Below are 17,259 nucleotides of genomic sequence, written 5' to 3'. Positions count from 1 at the left end.
CTAGTCCTCCTAGATAGCGATCCTGTTACAGGAAATATTAGTCCACAATGATTCATGGACGTTAGCCCTTAGTATCCTCAGGTTAATCTCTCTTACTATCTTTGCTCTGCCTCTGCTCACCGCTGGAGCTATTCTTTGAACGCTCAGTTTTCGGCTTTTTCGGTTGTTTGGGAGCGTACACATATACTCTAGTAAGACCGTATCCCTTAGAGGTGTAGTATGCCAGAGTCTTATAAGTAGTGCCATCCCAAGGATCGTATATTCTGTAGCCGTCGGGTGTATGTCCGCTCCCACCAACTACCAGCACCCAGTGGGAGAGGAGAGAGGTATCTAGCGTGAGGCCGTCTGAGAGCCAGACCATGGCCGGCCTTCCCATGGAAAGCGCTAGATCCAGCGAATACCAATCAAAAGCCCAAACACCCCAGAGCTCCAGCTTGCCTTCACTGAAGTACTTAGATGCCCAGGTCCAGTAAATTGGGCAAGCATTTCTACCAAGGTCTTTGTTCAGCTTCCTGGGATCAGTCTTGATACCGTAAGCATTAAAGGACATGCTCACGACAGTGATAGCACATCCCGAGTTGCCCATCGTATCGCTACAGGTGCGAATTATATCGAAGCGCCATCTAGGATCGTTCTGAGATTGTATGGGAATAGGATACTTGCTTTTGATGAGTGGTATATCCGATTGTGGTGCCTTCAGATCAGCTGTCCGATATGATAGCTCCCCCGTAGTAGTGTCCACGGTCCATATCTTGCCGGAGTTGTAATCCAGATACTGAAGGTCCCCATAGGGTGTCCACCTTATGGGGTTTTGAACGTTGCCGTAAAATAGACTGGTGTTAAATGAAGGATCCTTGACAACCCTATGCTTATTGCTGCCATCAGCGTTCATCACCCATAGTTCAATGCCAGGCTCCTGCCCAGGGCCTGAGGCAACTACATAAGCTATCTGCTTGCTGTCGGGCGACCACACGGGACTGGCTACCCAGAGCTGCCACGGGAAATCGCCAATAAGACGTCTGTTCCTACCATCTATGCCAATAGTGTACATCTTCATTCTAGGAGAGTGTGACTTGACAGATACCGCGTAGGTAAGCGTCCTGTTGTCCGGCGAGAGTCGTATATACTTCTCGAACATACCAGGGAAGTAACGAGCGGGCTCCGTTAAAACCACGCGTCGGACGCCATTTCTAACAGCGAACACGTAGGTCGTGTAACCCTCTATCTTGAGCTGAATTTTATATTCGGGGCCAGGCTTAGGTATCTGGAGCTTAGGCTTAGTGGGTCTGTAAGGCTTCTCAAGTGAGGTCTCCTCGCCGGAGCCCGAGTCGGAACTACCTTTGCCAACTACGGAGTTAGATCCCGTCTGGACAGGATCCTTGATAGGCTGCCCGGAGCCGTTGCCTATCTCACCGTTACTGTTGCCTGCATCATCGCTGCTACCCCCTTCAAGGTCAGATCCCCCAGTATTCGCTCCGCCATTACTAGGAGGCTCCTGGGAAACCACTTTTGTAGGGGAAGTTGTTGGAGTGCCAACGGTCCCAGAATCGGAGGGCAATCGCGTTGGTGTGCTTACCTTGGGAGCTTGGGACATGTTCTTCTCAGCTCCCCCAGCACTAGTATTACCACCTCCGCAAGAGGACACAAGTAATGCAAGGACAACCAGCGCATGCAGCAAGGCACTGATTGTACAGGTTTTCGCTCTCATCGTCAGGTATAACCCCTCCTGATTGTATTCCCACAAGGTTACAACGTACTTGCCCAGTATATCACGAGAGCGAGACTTGTACCCCTGGGGAAATACGCAGAGGGAGGGGCCACTGTCCCCTCCCCAAGATCACACTAGACGACGCTCAGGATAGAACTCTGGAGAGGCGATATGGTCCACAAGGTCCGCCAGCATGGCATCTGAAACCGGAGCCTCGCTCCGAGCGAGGTCAAAGGTTGTGTGCAAGACCATACCCTTGCCTACTCTATACTTAGTGGTTACAGCAGCCGGCAGTGCCAGCCAACCCACGAACATACCAGCAAGCACGTCGGCGTTATGCTCAGGCATGTATCCCATAATTACGTGCCTAGGCATGACCTCCCTGAAAAGAAAGCCTAATGGGTTCTGGACATATACTCGTGAGAAGCTGCCCGGCAAGATCCAGGTCCAGCTTTGGCACCAATTGCCCTGCCAGGGACTACCAGCTCTGGGCCTAGTGAACAAGTAGGGACAGGTTTCATCTGCCACGAGCAGCAACTTGCCCCCACCCTTCACCCACCTATCTAGTTCGGGTGTGACTCTAGTTGCCACCGCGATCTCAGCATCCTTCAGATCCGAAACCAGGTCACAGCCCATGCTCCTGAGTCTAGTGGACAAATTGGACTCAGGAGCTACTACGGCAAGAGGGACATCTGCACTAGTCCTCCTGCTAATCGCGGGCAGGCACATTAGCTCAAGAGTATTAGCCGCCAATTTACGGCCTCCATGCTCCAGCCATACCTCGATCTCGATCAGGGTAGGGGAATCGACATCAGGCAATCTGAGCTTGATCTCGCCAGCATTCACCACCTGGCCCTGCTGAGCGGTGATATCTGCGGAGAGCTGCTGCCTTCCCCCTCCTAGCTGCTTGCTGGCGTAGTAGACACCGGCTCCCGAAATGCTACCCTCAGACCATTTAGAGTATCTAATGGGCACTTTCAGCTCCTCGCCAGCCCAGTAGGAGCCACGTCTTCTGTCAGGGATCAAGACATCATCCGTATTGATTAGGCTAAACTTCTCGTGAAGGTACTTTGGATTGCGGTAGAAATCCAGCAGACCATTAGCTTCCCAGTATGCATCAGTGAACTCAGTAATGACATACCCAACGATGGACGGATACAGCCTCATCACCTCTATCTCCGCCCTCAGAGCTTCGTACTGGTGCCTCTGAGTTCCCCGTGCAAGATCCTCATAAGAATCCCATACTCTGTCCAGGCCGAGCGCATGGAACCTTCTTGCCACCCCAGTGGGATGTGTGGCCTCGGAGGCGATACCGCCACCCCAGCCACCAGTCATAAACCACCAGGGCTCACCTTCCTGCTCCGCATCCTCTTTAGTTGGCTCCAAAGATGGCAATCCCCAGTTCCCGAACTCACTCACCACTAGGGGTTCATCCCCCCTGGGTTCGGAGTCTTCGTACGGGCTCCAAGTCCATAGAGGAGCCTGCGCAAAGTGCTCTACCCAACTTGCAAAGAACTGGTACTCATCAGGCATAAGGGCATAAACATGGAAGTCGTTTATGTCGGATTTCACGTGCAAGTTGGGGCCTCGGCTACCGTAACAGGCGGAGTTGTCTACGACCAGCCTGGTGGGGTCAAGCTCCTTAGCCTTGTGGTACATCTGCTTCAGCCAGCTGCGATCTTCCTGAGACATCACAAGATGGGTGCCCCAGTCCTCATTAACTATGGTTCTGATCACCAGTGAAGGATGGTTGAAATCGCGATCTACCATCTCTTCAAGAGTCTGCAGGACTTCTCTCCTCGTGCTCTCAGGCACAGGCTTGACGTTATAGGAATTGGGCTCTCTGCCCACCGTCCCCCAGGAGGGAATCTCCTCCCAGATAAGAATCCCCAGCTCATCTGCCACCTCGAGGTACCAGGGGTGAGGAACCTTTATGTGACATCTCATGGTGTTCAACCCAAGCTCCTTCGCAAGCCTGAACTGCTCGTAGACGTACTCCTTGCTTGGAGGGGCATATATAGTACCAGGGTAGAAATCTTGATCCAGAGCCCCCCGCATGTACAAGGGGGAACCATTCAGGAAAAACTTTCCATCCCTGGCCTCGAAGCTTCTAACGCCAAACCTCTCGGTTACGGTATCTTCCCCACACCTAACGCAAGCCTCATACAGATTGGGTGAATCTAACGACCATAACTTGGGATTTGTCAGTTGCAAGGTCAGTTCGCAAGTAGACCCTGCAACTAGACCGGAGGCGGCGGCACACACCTGGCCTTGGTCAAGCACCTCAACCCACAGTTCCTTGCCGTTAGCAGCCTCGCTGGTTGCTACTCTGAACGTCACGCTACCACTCTGTGGGTCCGTGTAGATCTTGACACCGTTGATATGTGCGACTGGCAACGACTCTAGCCACACGCTCTGCCATATACCGGATACATCTGCATACCAGGTCTGCTTGCCGTGGAGGATGCTGGCTGCCTTTTCGAACTCCGGATCCACCTCCTGGTCAAGCCATCTAGGAGCCCATTGGTACCTATAGCCCCAGTCATCGACCATGACGAGGATCTCGTTCCTGCCTGAGCGTAGAGCATGAGTAACATCCAGACGGAAAGGCGTATACCCTCCACTATGCCTACCCACTTCGACGCCATTTACCCAGACCGTACATTCGTGATCCACGGCCCCAAAGCATAAGCGAAACACCCTGTCGTTGGGCAGATCAGGGTAGTCTATGGTCTTCCTGTACCAAGCCCTGCCGGTATATCTTCTCAGCTCCGGCTTAGCCGCCTGCCAGGCGGAGGGAACATCTATCGTGTCCTCAAAGGCCACATCAGCAGAGCTGAAGCTGCGATCCTTGTCAACGCAAAAATCCCATGTACCGTCCAAACAGATCCTGTCTCTCATAATACCCCCAACTTGTTAAGTTTTGAGCTATCGAGAAGCTACCTGCCTCCCAGTCCACCAGTCAGGGCTATACCCTGCACTATGCGCCTTTGGAAGATAGCGTAGACTATAAGTACCGGAGCAGAAGCCAGCGTAGCAGCCGCCATAGTCAAGCCTTGCTGTACATAGTTGCCCTGCCCCAGGAAGGCCAGCCCCACTGGCAAAGTGTACATAGTCCTCTCGCTGAGCACGACCAACGGCCAGAACAGGTCATTCCAAGAGCCAAGGAACGTAAAGATACCCAGAGCCACCAATGCAGGCGATACTAACGGAAGAGCTATCTGCCAGTAAATCCTGAATCTATTGGCTCCATCGACGAGAGCGGCTTCTTCCAGCTCCTTAGGAATAGTTATGAAATACTGCCTGAGCATGAATACCCCGAAGGCATTGGCACCTGCAGGCCATATAAGTGCGTTATAGGTGTCAAGGAACTTTAGGTCGCGCATCAAGAGGAACACGGGTATGAAAGTTACAGCTCCAGGTATCATCAGGCTTATAAGGATGATAAAAAATATCACGTCCCTTCCTGGGAACTCCAGGCGAGCAAAAGCATAAGCAGCCAGCGAACACAGCAGCAGAGTCAGGAGCATCACACTGGTCGACACGAAGAAGCTGTTGAACAGCCATCTGAGTACCGGAAGAGTAGGATCCGCAAGCAGGCGTTGAAAATTATTCACCGTTGGATGCTCTGGTAACCACCTGACCGGCCATTGGTTCTGGTCTGCCTCGGGTGTAAATGCCTGGGACACCATGTACGCGATAGGAGCCAGCGTAATTATGCCGAGCGCGATCAGATATACGTAAGTTATCACCAATTCCAGAGATATCCTGCGAAAGCTAACCTTAGCGATAGCAGAGGCCATGATTTTCCCTCCGATGATTAACTAATACTCGACCCTGGCTCCGAACAGCCTAAAGAATACAAGAGAAACGATGATCATTATGACTGCCAGCGCCACAGCCATGGTCGAGGCGTAGCCCATGCGGAAGAACTTCCAACCCGTTTCCCACAGATACATCATTACAGTCTTTGAAGCCGTACCAGGCCCTCCACCCGTAATGAGCAGAGGCTGTCCGAAGACGAGCATATGCGCAAGGAACTGGGTTACAACCACAAACAGAGTCACCGGCTTGAGCAAAGGCAACGTTATGTTGAAGAAAGATTGAATACTGCTAGCACCATCGATCTTAGCGGCCTCATAGAGGTGTTCCGGTATGTTCTGGAGCCCCGCAAGGAAGACCAGCATGGGGAATCCAAAGCCCCACCATACGGTGAATATAGCCAGGGTAGGTATAACTATCCTGGGATTATTTACCCACCCTATCTGAGGGCCATTAAGGACATAAGTTATGTAGTAGTTAAGCAAGCCGCTGGTTGGATCAAATACCCTGTTTCCAACCACGCCCATCACGGAGACCGAGAGTAGCACTGGAGTGTAGAAGAGCACCCTGAAGAACTCCCTGCCCGGAATGTTACGCTTGAGGGCGGCTGCGGTAAGCAGGGAGACCACTACCATCAGGGCCACGGTCAGCACCGTGAAATAGAGCGTATGGCCAAGAGTTTCCCACCACTGATCATCTCGCATCAGGGATTGATAGTTCTTCAGACCAACAAATCTTTGAGTCTTTGCAAGCACGCGCCAGTCATACAAGCTCATCCTTATTCCCTGCAGTATGGGCCAGGCCGTAAAGACCGTAAAGAAAAACAGAAAGGGCAATATAAAAAGATAATTGGGAAGCTGCTTGCGCAGGGTCCTCATTCGGGATCTGGAGCTTACCCTGGCTGCTGTAATATCTCCTAAGCGAGTGGTGTTCATATGCAGACCTCCTGACGCCAGGAGAAGGGCCCGAAGGCCCCTCTCCTGCCCAAAGTCAAGACCAAACTAGTAGCGATCCAAAATATCCTGAATCCTGCGATTGGCCTGAGTCAAGGCATCCTTGACCGACATCACCTTATTCAATGCAGCATCAAACGCTGGTTCATACTGGGCCTGTATCTCGGTTATGGCCACATGCTGTGGTTCAGTGCGTCCGATAGTCTGGAACTCCTTGGCGAAAGCACTCACAGACCAGAGCTTCTGGATAATACCGCTGTTCTGTACAGACAATTTGGCAGGCACCTGACCGGAGTCTGCCCACTCAGCGTTGTGATCCTCCAACCACTTGATCAGGTTTTTAGCTCTCTCAAGACGATCACCCTCTATACCATTGGGGATTACGAATATGTGAGCGCTCATCCAGGCAGCCTGAGTGCCATCGGACAGAGAGGGCAAGGATGCAGCCTTGGTAACAGGTGGCAGAAGCTTAGGCCTATCCTTGAAGAAGTTTAGCATCCAGCTGCCCTCCCACATCAGAACAAGCCTGTTATTGGCATACAGGTCGGCTGGCGATGTAGTGCCAGCGCCTGTGGGAGCAGCTACCCTATGCTCGTGGACCAGGTCAACCCAGTACTGGACAGCCTTGATGCAGTTCTCGCTATCCAACGAAGCCTTCTTCTTCACAGGGTCAAACACCTCTCCACCGAACTGCCAGATCGTGGACAGCAGTGTGGGCCTCAGCCAGGAAGGGTGCGTTGCGTACACGGCAACTTTCTTGGGGTTGAACCCGTTCTCATCCGGATGCTTGCCGTTTTCATCAGTAGTGAGCTTATAGCACCACTCCAGGTACTCCTGCCCGTTCTTAGGAAGCTTGTTCGGATCCAAGCCGGCATCCTTTATAAGCTTCGTGTTGTACCAGAGTCCCCAGCCGTGGTTGTCCCAGGGAACACCATAGGCAACACCATCTATAGTGATCTTCTTCAGAATCTCCTCGTTGTAGTCGCTCTTATCTAGAATACCAGCGTTGAAGAATAGGTCATCGGCCGATTGCAGCACCCCCTGCGTACCAAACTGGGCCATGGCCCATTCGTGCATGATCGCCATGTCAGGTGGTGTGCCCGCAATTATAGAGGTCGGAAGCTTCTGGTAGAACAGGCCCCAGTCGTAGGTCTCAGACCTAACAGCGATTCCTTTCTCTTTGGTGTACTTCTGCAGCAGGACCTGCATAGTCTCCCCATCTGCACCGCCAAGACCATGCCAGAAGATAACTTTCTCAGTCCCCCTTCCTATTTCCTGCACGACAGGCGTAGGAGGAAGGGGAGTTGGGGCCACGGTCGGCTTCCCACCGGGCGAAGCGCTCGGCGAAGGTGCGGTGGTCGGCGATGGTTGAGGACTACTGGTAGGGGTACTTACCTGACCACCAACGGGAGCTGTCGGCGTGGAGCCAGCCCCGCCACCACATGCCGCCAGGGCAATCCCCACGGCTCCCATACCTATTGCCTTGAGCGCCTGCCTTCTTGTAAGCAAACTGCTAGATCTTTCCTGCCTCTCCTCGCTCATCTCTTGATAGCCTCCTGAGTGAAATTCAAGAATAAAGGGTTTGTGCCATGAAGAAGCCTTTGGGAAGAACCCAGACATGAAAGCCAGGACAAAACCCTTCGAGCTACCACCTCCTCCTGCTAACACGTAGATATCTTGTTTTTACAACGTTGTAAACTATTTGTCGAAATACTACAAAAGACCTAAATCATTGTCAAGAGAAAGAGTGCGACCTTTGGGAGCTGCCCACTCACCCACTTGCCCCTATGGCAGGGATGTGGTGTCTGAAGCACCTATTTTTCAAGAGGGTACTTCACCCGGCGGTGGGTAAATCCCCGAGAGCATAGGGTACAAAGACTCCCTCTCCCTGTGGGAATGGGCTGGGGGTGGGGGCAATCCATCCCGGAATCCGCAATATGTATAATGTTGCCTGGGAGATTTGCTCTATGCCTCGATCAGATCAGATAGACGATAAGCAGAATAAGCTCGGGAAGGCCAGAAGGTTCCAGGGTGCAAGCCTAAGGGACGTGGCCAAGCTTGCTGGAGTGTCGGTCAAGACCGTGTCCAACGTAGTCAATAACTATCCCCATGTGACCGAGGAGACCAGGATGCGTGTGCAGCGCGCCCTCGAGGAGCTCAATTATCGGCCCAACCTGTCTGCCAGGAACCTGCGTAATGGTAAGTCGGGGCTTATCGCTCTTGCCGTACCGGAGATCGACTTCCCCTACTTCTCAGAGCTAGCACGCTTGGTCATCAAGGTTGCCGGAGAGCGAGGATACACGGTGCTTATCGATCAAACAGGTGGCGCAAGGGACAGAGAAAAGCTCGTACTGGCAGGCATACGCCCTCAGATGGTAGATGGCATTATCTTTAGCCCTATAGAGACGGGGAAGGAGGATCTGCTGGAGCGAAGGGACGATACTCCCCTAGTTCTGCTCGGCGAGGGGGCCACCGACGGCATACTGGACCACGTAGGCATAGACAACGTCAAGGCCGCGCGCGTGGCTGTACGACACCTGTTGGATCTCGGTCGAAGGCGTATCGCAGCGATCGGTGCACAGCCTGGGGTCGTCGTACAGACCGGACACCTGCGACTCAGAGGATACTATGAAGCCCTGCAAGAGGCAGGTATAGGGATCGACCAGGACCTTATAGCCAGGGCGCCAGTTTATCATAGGCATGAGGGCGCCGAGGCCATGAGAAAGCTGCTGGAACTCAAGGACCCGCCGGATGCGGTGTTCTGCTTCAATGATCTACTCGCACTGGGTGCCATAAGGACCCTTATAAACTTTGGGCTGAGGGTACCCGAGGACGTCGCGGTAGTAGGCTTCGATGACATAGAGGAGGCTAGCTACAGCAACCCTACACTCACCAGTATATCTCCCAATAAGGAACAGATCGCACGCATCGCGATGTCCATGCTGATATCTCGCATGGAAGAAGGCACTACAACTCCTCCCAGAGAAGAACAGGTAGACTTTAGACTGATCGCTCGCGAAAGCACTCTTGGCGTAAGATGCCAGGAGCAGGTAGTCTATGACTCTCTACAGGAGGACAAGGCAAGGAACAATAGTGCCCTGATGGAGGGCTAGCGCAAGACTGATAGCGGCAGATATGCATCATGGATGTCTGCTCAAGCGCCGATTTCTTCATACTTACTTACTACATGGCTCTCAAAGATTTACGCTCTTAGTGTGGTATCCTGCTTCTGAGAAAATGCCTGTAGATATTGGACTCATAGGAGCTGAGGATGAAGAGAGGAAGAGTTGAGTCGATCACAATACAGAGCGAGGTGCTGAAGACCAATCCCCTGGGTGACCCTTGGGAGCGTGAGCTGCTAGTGTATTTACCACCTGACTACAGCGAGTCCTCTCGGGGCTATCCTGTGGTATACATGCTCGCGGGGTTCTCAGGCACCGGCAGATCCTTCCTGAACTTTCAGCCCTGGCAGCCCAACATTGCCGAGCGTATGGACAGACTCATATCTCAGGGGGTACCCCCTGCTATACTTGTTATGCCCGACTGCTTCACATCCTTCGGGGGTAGTCAGTACATAAACTCCACTGCAACCGGTATGTACGAAGACCACCTCATAACTGAGGTTGTGCCCTTGGTAGATAGTAGCTTCAATACTCTGCCAGGTCGTGACCATAGAGGGATCATGGGGAAGAGCAGTGGGGGATATGGCGCCCTGGTGCTGGGAATGAGACATCCTGATATCTTCTCAGCGGTCGCCTGTCACAGCGGGGACATGTACTTCGAACTGTGTTACAAGCCGGATTTCCCGAAGTTCGTGAGCGCCATCGAGCGGGCAGGAGGACTCGAGGTCTGGTGGCAACAATTCAACGACAAGCCCAAGAAGTCTGGCAGCGACTTCGAGGCCGTGAACATACTGGCTATGGCTGCCGCCTACTCGCCTGATCCCAATAAACCTCTGGGGATAGACTTCCCCTTTGACCTGAGAACCTGCCAGATAAGAGATGACGTCTGGCAGAGATGGCTGGAGAATGACCCTATATACATGGTAGACCGCTATGCTGACTCGCTTAGATCACTCAAGCTACTCTTCTTGGACTGCGGCTTCAGAGATCAGTACAACCTTCATTTCGGGGCCAGAATCCTTACATCCAGACTGGAAGAGCTTGGAGTGCCCTATGAGTACGAAGAGTTCGACGACAACCACTCCAACACCAGCTACAGATACGACGTATCCCTGCCCAAGGTCATACAGGCACTGGCGGAGCAGGATCCCGGAGGCAGCTAATGGAAACCCTGCGAATCCTTTGGGCCCCAAATGAAGAATTCCCGCGACTGCTAAAAGCTGGCGGCACCCGATGGGCGGTAGGTACTGTATCACTGCTGGCGTTCCTTAACCTTATTACTACCCTGATCAATCTCAACAGTGGCGTTCTACAGCTGGAGCAACAGTATTTCCCTGACGTGCCGCGTGACGTCCTCCAGGCCACCCAGCAAGCAATGAAAGTGCTAACGCCCGTAGCAGCTGCTACTTACCCTTTTATAACTTGGCTGGTGCTTGGTGTACTCATGTACCTTACTGGCAGAGTGTTCGGTGGCACGGGCAGGCTGTCATCCATGCTAGTGGTCTCGGGCGTATCCCAACTTCCGCTGATCGTGGGTCTGGTAGCAGGCTCAGTCCTGGCAGCAGCCGCATCCACTACATCCCCAGATAGTCCAGCGGCGGCATTCCTGGGCTCACTGTCCTTCAGTCTGTTGATAGGGCAATTCATGTGGATGGCGTGGCTGGCAGTTACGGGCATCAGGCACGTACATCAGCTGGATCCAAGGAAGAGCACGGCCTCCTGCGGGTTATCTTGCCTGGGTTGTCTGGGCGTATTTTTTATACTTATGTTCGTGGCAGCTATAATACTAAGTCTGGTCATAACTACAAGAGTAAGCTCATAAGAGGAGACCCTATTGGAGACACCTGCACAACCACAACATCAGACTCAACCTCAACCTCAACCCAGGAAGAGATCATGGATACCTATAGTTGTGTTCCTATCTGCACTGGTGGTAGCATGCGTGGCGTGTGTGGCTCTGGCAGTACTAATGGGTAGATCCGTGGAGAGCACGGCAGAATCCATACATGAGGAGGCAGTCCAAGGTAGCGGTGAATGGAAGATAGCCATAATCCCTGTAACAGGGACTATACAAGAGAGTGCCGGAGGTTTCACCACCTCTGCTGCTACACCTGAATCTCTGAAAGCTATGCTCGATCAGGCCGAAAACGACTCCAAGGTCAAGGCCATTATCCTTGAGGTGGACTCTCCCGGCGGAGAGGTCGTAGCTAGCGATGAGATGTATAGGGAGATCCTGGACTTCAAGCAGAGAACACGTAAGCCCGTGGTGGTGCGTATGGTCAGCACAGCCGCCTCGGGGGCATACTACATCTCGATGGCCGCGGATAAGATAGTTGCCAACCCCATGACCCTCACAGGGTCTTTGGGGGTGATCATGGAATACATGAACTTCTCCAAGGCTGCTGATAAGGTAGGCATAAGCCAGGTAGTGATCCGTAGCGGAGAGTTCAAAGATATAGGCAACCCGTTTCGGGACCCGACCAAAGAAGAGAGACAGATCCTGCAGCAGCTGGTCGACGAGGCCTACAACCAATTCGTTAACGTCATCGCCCAAGGCCGCAAGATGCCGACATCCAGGGTCAGACAACTTGCTGATGGTCGTGTCTATTCCGGGCAACAGGCCAAACAGCTGGGGCTGGTAGATGAGCTTGGAAATCTGGATAAGGCTGTACAGGTAGCGGAACAGCTTGCAGGTATAAAGAATGCCCAGGTAGTAAGGTACCGCCACTCGGTGTCCCTGCTCTCACTACTTAGTAGCAGGCTACAGATGTCGACCGAGCCCGACGCTATGAAGATCCTCAGATCCGCCGGTTACGACATCACCCCAAGGCTAATGTACATCTACCGGCCGTAGTAGTTAGGTAGGAGTCTCAGCCCCGCCTAACCACCAGCTGGACCTATGTTCCTGCCAGGCTCGGTCATGACCTCTGGGTTGAGTATCCGGTCCAGCTCTTCGTCTGAAAGCTGTGTCCTCTCCCTAGCCACCTCACGTATAGTCCTGCCTGTCCGATGTGCTTCCTGCGCTATCTTGGCAGCAGCATCGTAACCTATCTCAGGAGCAAGGGCTGTGCATATAGCCAGCCCTTGCTCCACCAGCTGAGGGCCTCTCTCCGTCGCTCTCAGCCCCCTGACACACTTCCTCGCAAAGTTGCTGGAGGCAGAAGCCATTATCTCTACCGATTGTAGTAGGTTGTAGGCTACCACAGGCATCATGGTGTTCAGCTCGAAGTTGCCCCACTGACCGCCAGTGGCCACAACAGCATCACTACCTATCACCTGTGCACACACCATGAGCAGGCTCTCAGCTATCACCGGATTCACTTTCCCCGGCATTATAGAACTGCCAGGCTGAACCTCGGGTAGCTCCAGTTCACCGATCCCGGCCCTAGGGCCCGATCCCAACCACCTGATGTCGTTGGCGATCTTCATAAGGCTCACGGCTATCGTCTTGAGTACGCCGCTGGTGAGCACACAGGCATCCAGCGAACTCTGCGCCTGAAAGTGGTTCGTCGTTTCCCTGATCTCAAAGCCGTTCAGCTGCGAGAGCTTTTCGCACACCCTGCGTGCGAACTCTGGATGAGTGTTTATTCCTGTGCCCACTGCTGTACCACCAAGCGCCACCTCAGAGAGCTCGGCCTTGGCATAGGATAGGCGCTGCAATGCCCTCTCCACCTGGCCAGCGTATCCTTCAAACTCCTGGCCCAGACGGATGGGAGTAGCATCCTGCAGATGCGTCCTGCCGGTCTTGATGATAGGCATGAACTCCACAGATTTCTCCCGTAGAGCTGCTAACAGCTCACTCAGTGCCGGCTCCAGATCCTCCTGTATGGCTGACAGCGTAGAAACATGAATGGCTGTGGGGATAACATCATTGGAGCTTTGCCCCAAGTTTACGTGATCATTGGGATGCACTGGGGACTTTGTCCCAATCTCACCTCCCAGTAACTCTATAGCCCGGTTGGCAATCACCTCATTAGCGTTCATGTTGGTCGAAGTCCCAGAACCAGTCTGAAAGATATCGACCACGAACTGGGAGTCCATCTTACCCTCGATAACCTCTTGAGCCGCCTGCACTATTGCCCTTGCTATCTCAGGATCAAGCAGCCCAAGATCTGCGTTCACCTCGGCAGCAGCCATCTTGATCTGTCCAAGAGCTTTGATAAATCTCCTCGGAAATCGCAGGTCGCTTATCGGGAAGTTCTCAACCGCTCTCTGAGTCTGCGCACCATAGTAAGCATCAGCTGGAACCCTGACCTCACCCATGGAGTCTCTTTCTATCCTGAACCGACCATCCGTCATATCCGCCCTCCTGTTCTTATAGTTTCGTACTCCTGGTAAACCTTGGGTCTCTAACCAGCATAGATGTGACCAGGAGCGCCAATAACGCTGCCATCATCGCGATCACGAAGATGATTACATAGCCGTATCCTGCTATCACACCTCCCAGGATCGGCACTAAGCTCCGCAGAGGTGCAGTGATAGCCATGTTGATGGAGCTGTAAGTAGGCACCTGTCCTGGGGGTGCAAATTCTAGCGGCATGTTGGAGCTGCCCATATTGGATCCTACTATCATTAGTCCATTGAGGGCGAACACTATATAGAACCACTCTATAGATGGTGCCATAGCCGCGATAAGCGGTGCGATCACCCCGGAAGACATAGCCACCTGGAGGACTATTTTGTTACCTCGCCTGTCGGCCAAGGTGCCATAGAGTAAGTTGGCTACAGTGTTCGAACCCATCAGGATAGTTGTAAATAGAGCTACCTGCTGGGGAGAAGCCCCAAACCTATCTATAGCATATGCGGTGTAGAACGCTGAGGCCATGAATGCCAAGGTGTAGATCGCCTGTGCCCCAACAAATAAGCCAAACTCCCTGTCCTCGAGCAGCAGCTTGGGAGCCCTCCTTAGATACTCCAGGATAGATCGATGCCTCGTCACATCTTCCGACGGGAGCTCTCGAGTGAATGGAAAGCCTAATATGCCTACGAAGAGTATCACGAACGCTATGAAGAAGATCAGAGCAAAAGCATCCGGAAAACCATACCTCTCCAGGAGAACTCCAGAGAGAGAGCTTCCCAATATCGCCAGTAGCCCACCTATGGTACCCCCAAGCCCCCAGGTGATGCCCCTCCTGTTGGGTGGTATGACCTTCGAGAAGAGGTTAAAGTACGAGGGCATGTTCAAACCCATTGCAAGGTTATGCATTGTCCATGCACCAAAGAATACCCATAGAAGAAGATCAGGGTTGCTCCGGCCTAAAAGCGGCGTGAGTATGGACAGTGCCAGTATGGGGAACCTCTCTATTAAGGCAACAATGAACAGATACCACTTCTGGATGGCCTTCTGCTCTATATAGCCAGCGACAAATATTGCTGGCAACAGCGTCCCGAGACTCGCTATGGCAGTTATCAGTCCCACTGCCAAGGTAGAATCAGTTATCTCTCTCACGAACAGAGGCAGTATCGTGACTTGAGACATTAGGCTGGTAGCAAGCTGAAAGGAGATCGAGTCTGCAAGCATTATCAGAAAGTTGTGCCTGAAGTTGAGCCTTGTGAACCTCTCGCGCTCCAGCTCGCCCGCCTTGTAAGCAGCACCGGACACTACCCCCTCGGACACACCAATCCCCTCCGAAAGTGAGATTATGAGAGCATACAGTCGGCAAATCCGACTCACAATACACAGCCGAGGGCTTTGTGAACCCTCGGCTGCGGCTTACCTCTATAATAGAGCTTTGCTAGGCCGTATGGCTAATTACTTGCCCATGTAGGGGTCAAGGGCATCCCTCAGACCATCACCCAAGAAGGTAAAGGCAAGCATTATGAGGGCTATCAGGATCGAGGGCATCAGCACGAACTCGGGAGCATAAGTCACCTGCGGGAAGCTATCGTACACCATGCTGCCCCAGGTAGGTGTTTGCGGTTTGACGCCCAATCCCAGGTAGCTAAGGGAAGACTCGGCAAGTATGTATGATGGTACTCCAAAGGCTATCGAAACAATGATCGGTGCCAAGCTGTTGGGCAGTATATGTCTTATGAGTATTCTTCGCGTGGGTACTCCCAGAGCTTTGGCTGCCTCCACGAACTCTCTGTTCTTCAGCCTCAGGACTTCTCCTCTAACCAATCTCGCCATGCTCACCCAGTCCGTGATAGCAAAGGCTATGAACAGTAGTAGCAACCCACCAAATATATCTCCGATCTTAGAATCCCTGAAAGCAGATTGGACAACTATGTAGAACAGGAGTGCAGGGAATGCATACACTACATCCACTATTCTCATTATGATGTTATCCGCGCGGCCTCCTAGCCAACCTGAGGTCATTCCTACTGTTACGCCTATAGCAGTAACTATAAAGACCGGGACAAAACCAACTATCAGGCTGACTCGAGCTCCGTAGATCAGCCTGCTAAGCTCATCCCGAGCGAGGGAGTCAGTGCCTAGTAAATACTGAGGATTATGACCCGCTACCCAGAATGGTGGGGTGTTTGGAGCCGCGGTCGGGTCTATAGCGTTGGGGTTGTGGGGCGCCAGAACATCAGCAAATATGGCAATAAGCGCCATTATCAAGATGTATATTGCGCCTGCTATAGCCATCTTGTTACGTTTGAGTCTTCTCCAGGCATCCACCCAAAGTCCCCTAGGGCGTACAGCGCTGGCCTCTCTTAATGCCGTGATCTGATCTGCTGCCTCTGCCATTGGATTTACTCTTGCCTCCTTCTTAGCTAGTCTTGATGCGCGGATCTACCAAGCCATATGTAAGGTCCACTAGCAGGTTGCCTATTACTATGAAGAAGGTATAGAACAAAGTGGTGCCCATTATCACTGGATAATCCCGTGCAGAGATGCTTTGGATAAATAGATAACCCATCCCGGGCACATTGAAGACGTTCTCTATGATAATCGTTCCAGTTATAAGAGATGCCAGGGCAGGTCCAGAGATCGTTACCACCGGAATTAGGGCGTTGCGAACTATGTGCCTGAGGTTTATTATGCGCGGCGGTAGCCCCTTAGCTCTAGCCGTACGTATATAGTCCTGCCGTATTATCTCCAGGACGCTCGCTCTTGTGAGCCTAGCTATGAAAGCTGCGGTGCTTAGTCCTAGAGCTACGCTAGGTAGTATGTAGCTCTTCCAGCCCGCAAACAGCACAGGCACCCATCCCAGCTTCACAGCAAAGATGATTAGTAGAAATATACCTAACACAAAGCTGGGGATAGTATAGCCCACAGTAGCGAAGAACAGACTCACATAGTCGATCCAGGTGTTCTGTTTGAGCGCAGCTATTATTCCTAGAGATATCCCTAACACAAGCGCCATAACCCAAGCGTACAGACCTATTCGAGCGGAATACGGGAAGCCTGCCATTATACGCTGTACGACAGTCTGCGACTCATTAGAGTAGGATTGCCCGAAATCCAGCTTGAGCACGTTGCGCCAGTAGATCAGGTATTGCACTACTAGAGGCTTGTCAAGACCATACTTCCTGTTGAAGGATTTCTCCAGCTCAGGGCTGATATTTTTTCCTCCCACTCGAACATCCCAAGGGCTGCCAGGAGCAGCATGCATCAGGAAGAAAGTTACAGTCCCCACAAGCCACAGTACTGGAATCATCCATAAAAGCCTGTTGACTATAAACCTAAGCACCTTATCCCCTCTAC

General features: G+C 52.5%; 13 protein-coding genes. 4 read left to right on the top strand and 9 right to left on the bottom strand.

Annotated features, from left to right (window positions below; translation table 11 throughout):
* Positions 1-82: 82 nt before the first annotated feature.
* From TTER_RS02140 to TTER_RS02120, 5 genes are all read right to left on the bottom strand, one after another.
* A complete protein-coding gene (locus tag TTER_RS02140) occupies positions 83-1,708 on the bottom strand; it encodes a C39 family peptidase (RefSeq protein ID WP_012874387.1) in 1,626 nt (541 codons plus the stop codon).
* A 129-nt stretch (positions 1,709-1,837) separates the two neighbouring features.
* Positions 1,838-4,609, bottom strand: coding sequence for a glycoside hydrolase family 2 protein (locus tag TTER_RS02135; RefSeq protein ID WP_012874386.1), 2,772 nt, complete (start codon positions 4,607-4,609; stop codon positions 1,838-1,840).
* A gap of 38 nt (positions 4,610-4,647) precedes the next feature.
* Positions 4,648-5,511 (bottom strand): carbohydrate ABC transporter permease, encoded by an 864-nt coding sequence (locus tag TTER_RS02130; protein ID WP_012874385.1) that lies wholly within the window; start codon positions 5,509-5,511, stop codon positions 4,648-4,650.
* A 21-nt stretch (positions 5,512-5,532) separates the two neighbouring features.
* The gene (locus TTER_RS02125; protein ID WP_012874384.1) at positions 5,533-6,465 is read right to left on the bottom strand and encodes a carbohydrate ABC transporter permease; all 933 of its coding nucleotides are present in this window, start codon (positions 6,463-6,465) and stop codon (positions 5,533-5,535) included.
* Between the two features lie 66 nt (positions 6,466-6,531).
* A complete protein-coding gene (locus tag TTER_RS02120; RefSeq protein ID WP_012874383.1) occupies positions 6,532-8,025 on the bottom strand; it encodes an extracellular solute-binding protein in 1,494 nt (497 codons plus the stop codon).
* Positions 8,026-8,450: 425 nt separating this feature from the next.
* On the opposite strand from TTER_RS02120, the gene TTER_RS02115 reads away from it, so the two are divergent.
* The 4 genes from TTER_RS02115 to sppA all read left to right on the top strand — a co-directional run bounded on the left by TTER_RS02115 (position 8,451) and on the right by sppA (position 12,459).
* Positions 8,451-9,596: a LacI family DNA-binding transcriptional regulator gene (locus TTER_RS02115; protein WP_012874382.1), complete on the top strand. Its 1,146-nt coding sequence runs from the start codon at positions 8,451-8,453 to the stop codon at positions 9,594-9,596.
* 158 nt (positions 9,597-9,754) lie between these two features.
* Positions 9,755-10,768, top strand: coding sequence for an alpha/beta hydrolase (locus TTER_RS02110; RefSeq protein ID WP_012874381.1), 1,014 nt, complete (start codon positions 9,755-9,757; stop codon positions 10,766-10,768).
* The gene (locus TTER_RS02105) at positions 10,768-11,427 is read left to right on the top strand and encodes a Yip1 family protein (RefSeq protein WP_012874380.1); all 660 of its coding nucleotides are present in this window, start codon (positions 10,768-10,770) and stop codon (positions 11,425-11,427) included. The genes TTER_RS02110 and TTER_RS02105 overlap by 1 nt, the downstream gene beginning before the upstream one ends.
* Positions 11,428-11,439: 12 nt before the next feature.
* Positions 11,440-12,459, top strand: a complete 1,020-nt coding sequence (sppA, locus tag TTER_RS02100) for a signal peptide peptidase SppA (RefSeq protein WP_012874379.1) — start codon at positions 11,440-11,442, stop codon at positions 12,457-12,459.
* A gap of 26 nt (positions 12,460-12,485) precedes the next feature.
* Here sppA and TTER_RS02095 read toward each other — a convergent pair whose 3' ends face one another.
* The 4 genes from TTER_RS02095 to TTER_RS02080 all read right to left on the bottom strand — a co-directional run bounded on the left by TTER_RS02095 (position 12,486) and on the right by TTER_RS02080 (position 17,245).
* On the bottom strand, positions 12,486-13,904 hold the full coding sequence (locus tag TTER_RS02095; protein WP_012874378.1) for a class II fumarate hydratase: 1,419 nt from the start codon (positions 13,902-13,904) through the stop codon (positions 12,486-12,488).
* 16 nt (positions 13,905-13,920) lie between these two features.
* Positions 13,921-15,222 carry an MFS transporter gene (locus tag TTER_RS02090; protein WP_012874377.1) on the bottom strand — a complete coding sequence of 434 codons (1,302 nt, stop codon included), beginning with the start codon at positions 15,220-15,222 and terminating at the stop codon, positions 13,921-13,923.
* 135 nt (positions 15,223-15,357) lie between these two features.
* A complete protein-coding gene (locus tag TTER_RS02085) occupies positions 15,358-16,299 on the bottom strand; it encodes an ABC transporter permease (RefSeq protein WP_012874376.1) in 942 nt (313 codons plus the stop codon).
* A 22-nt stretch (positions 16,300-16,321) separates the two neighbouring features.
* On the bottom strand, positions 16,322-17,245 hold the full coding sequence (locus TTER_RS02080; RefSeq protein WP_012874375.1) for an ABC transporter permease: 924 nt from the start codon (positions 17,243-17,245) through the stop codon (positions 16,322-16,324).
* Positions 17,246-17,259: the final 14 nt, after the last annotated feature.

This window comes from Thermobaculum terrenum ATCC BAA-798 (assembly GCF_000025005.1).
In the GTDB taxonomy this organism is placed as follows: Bacteria; Chloroflexota; Chloroflexia; order Thermobaculales; family Thermobaculaceae; genus Thermobaculum; species Thermobaculum terrenum.
Note: the sequence above shows the minus strand (reverse complement) of the source record. Positions and strands in the feature narration are given on the sequence as shown.

Coding starts and splice junctions, on each gene's coding strand:
- TTER_RS02120 (WP_012874383.1), bottom strand. CDS start 8,025: ATGAGCGAGGAGAGGCAGGAAAGATCTAGCAGTTTGCTTACAAGAAGG.
- TTER_RS02125 (WP_012874384.1), bottom strand. CDS start 6,465: ATGAACACCACTCGCTTAGGAGATATTACAGCAGCCAGGGTAAGCTCC.
- TTER_RS02105 (WP_012874380.1), top strand. CDS start 10,768: ATGGAAACCCTGCGAATCCTTTGGGCCCCAAATGAAGAATTCCCGCGA.
- TTER_RS02140 (WP_012874387.1), bottom strand. CDS start 1,708: ATGAGAGCGAAAACCTGTACAATCAGTGCCTTGCTGCATGCGCTGGTT.
- TTER_RS02115 (WP_012874382.1), top strand. CDS start 8,451: ATGCCTCGATCAGATCAGATAGACGATAAGCAGAATAAGCTCGGGAAG.
- TTER_RS02095 (WP_012874378.1), bottom strand. CDS start 13,904: ATGACGGATGGTCGGTTCAGGATAGAAAGAGACTCCATGGGTGAGGTC.
- TTER_RS02085 (WP_012874376.1), bottom strand. CDS start 16,299: ATGGCAGAGGCAGCAGATCAGATCACGGCATTAAGAGAGGCCAGCGCT.
- TTER_RS02110 (WP_012874381.1), top strand. CDS start 9,755: ATGAAGAGAGGAAGAGTTGAGTCGATCACAATACAGAGCGAGGTGCTG.
- TTER_RS02130 (WP_012874385.1), bottom strand. CDS start 5,511: ATGGCCTCTGCTATCGCTAAGGTTAGCTTTCGCAGGATATCTCTGGAA.
- TTER_RS02135 (WP_012874386.1), bottom strand. CDS start 4,609: ATGAGAGACAGGATCTGTTTGGACGGTACATGGGATTTTTGCGTTGAC.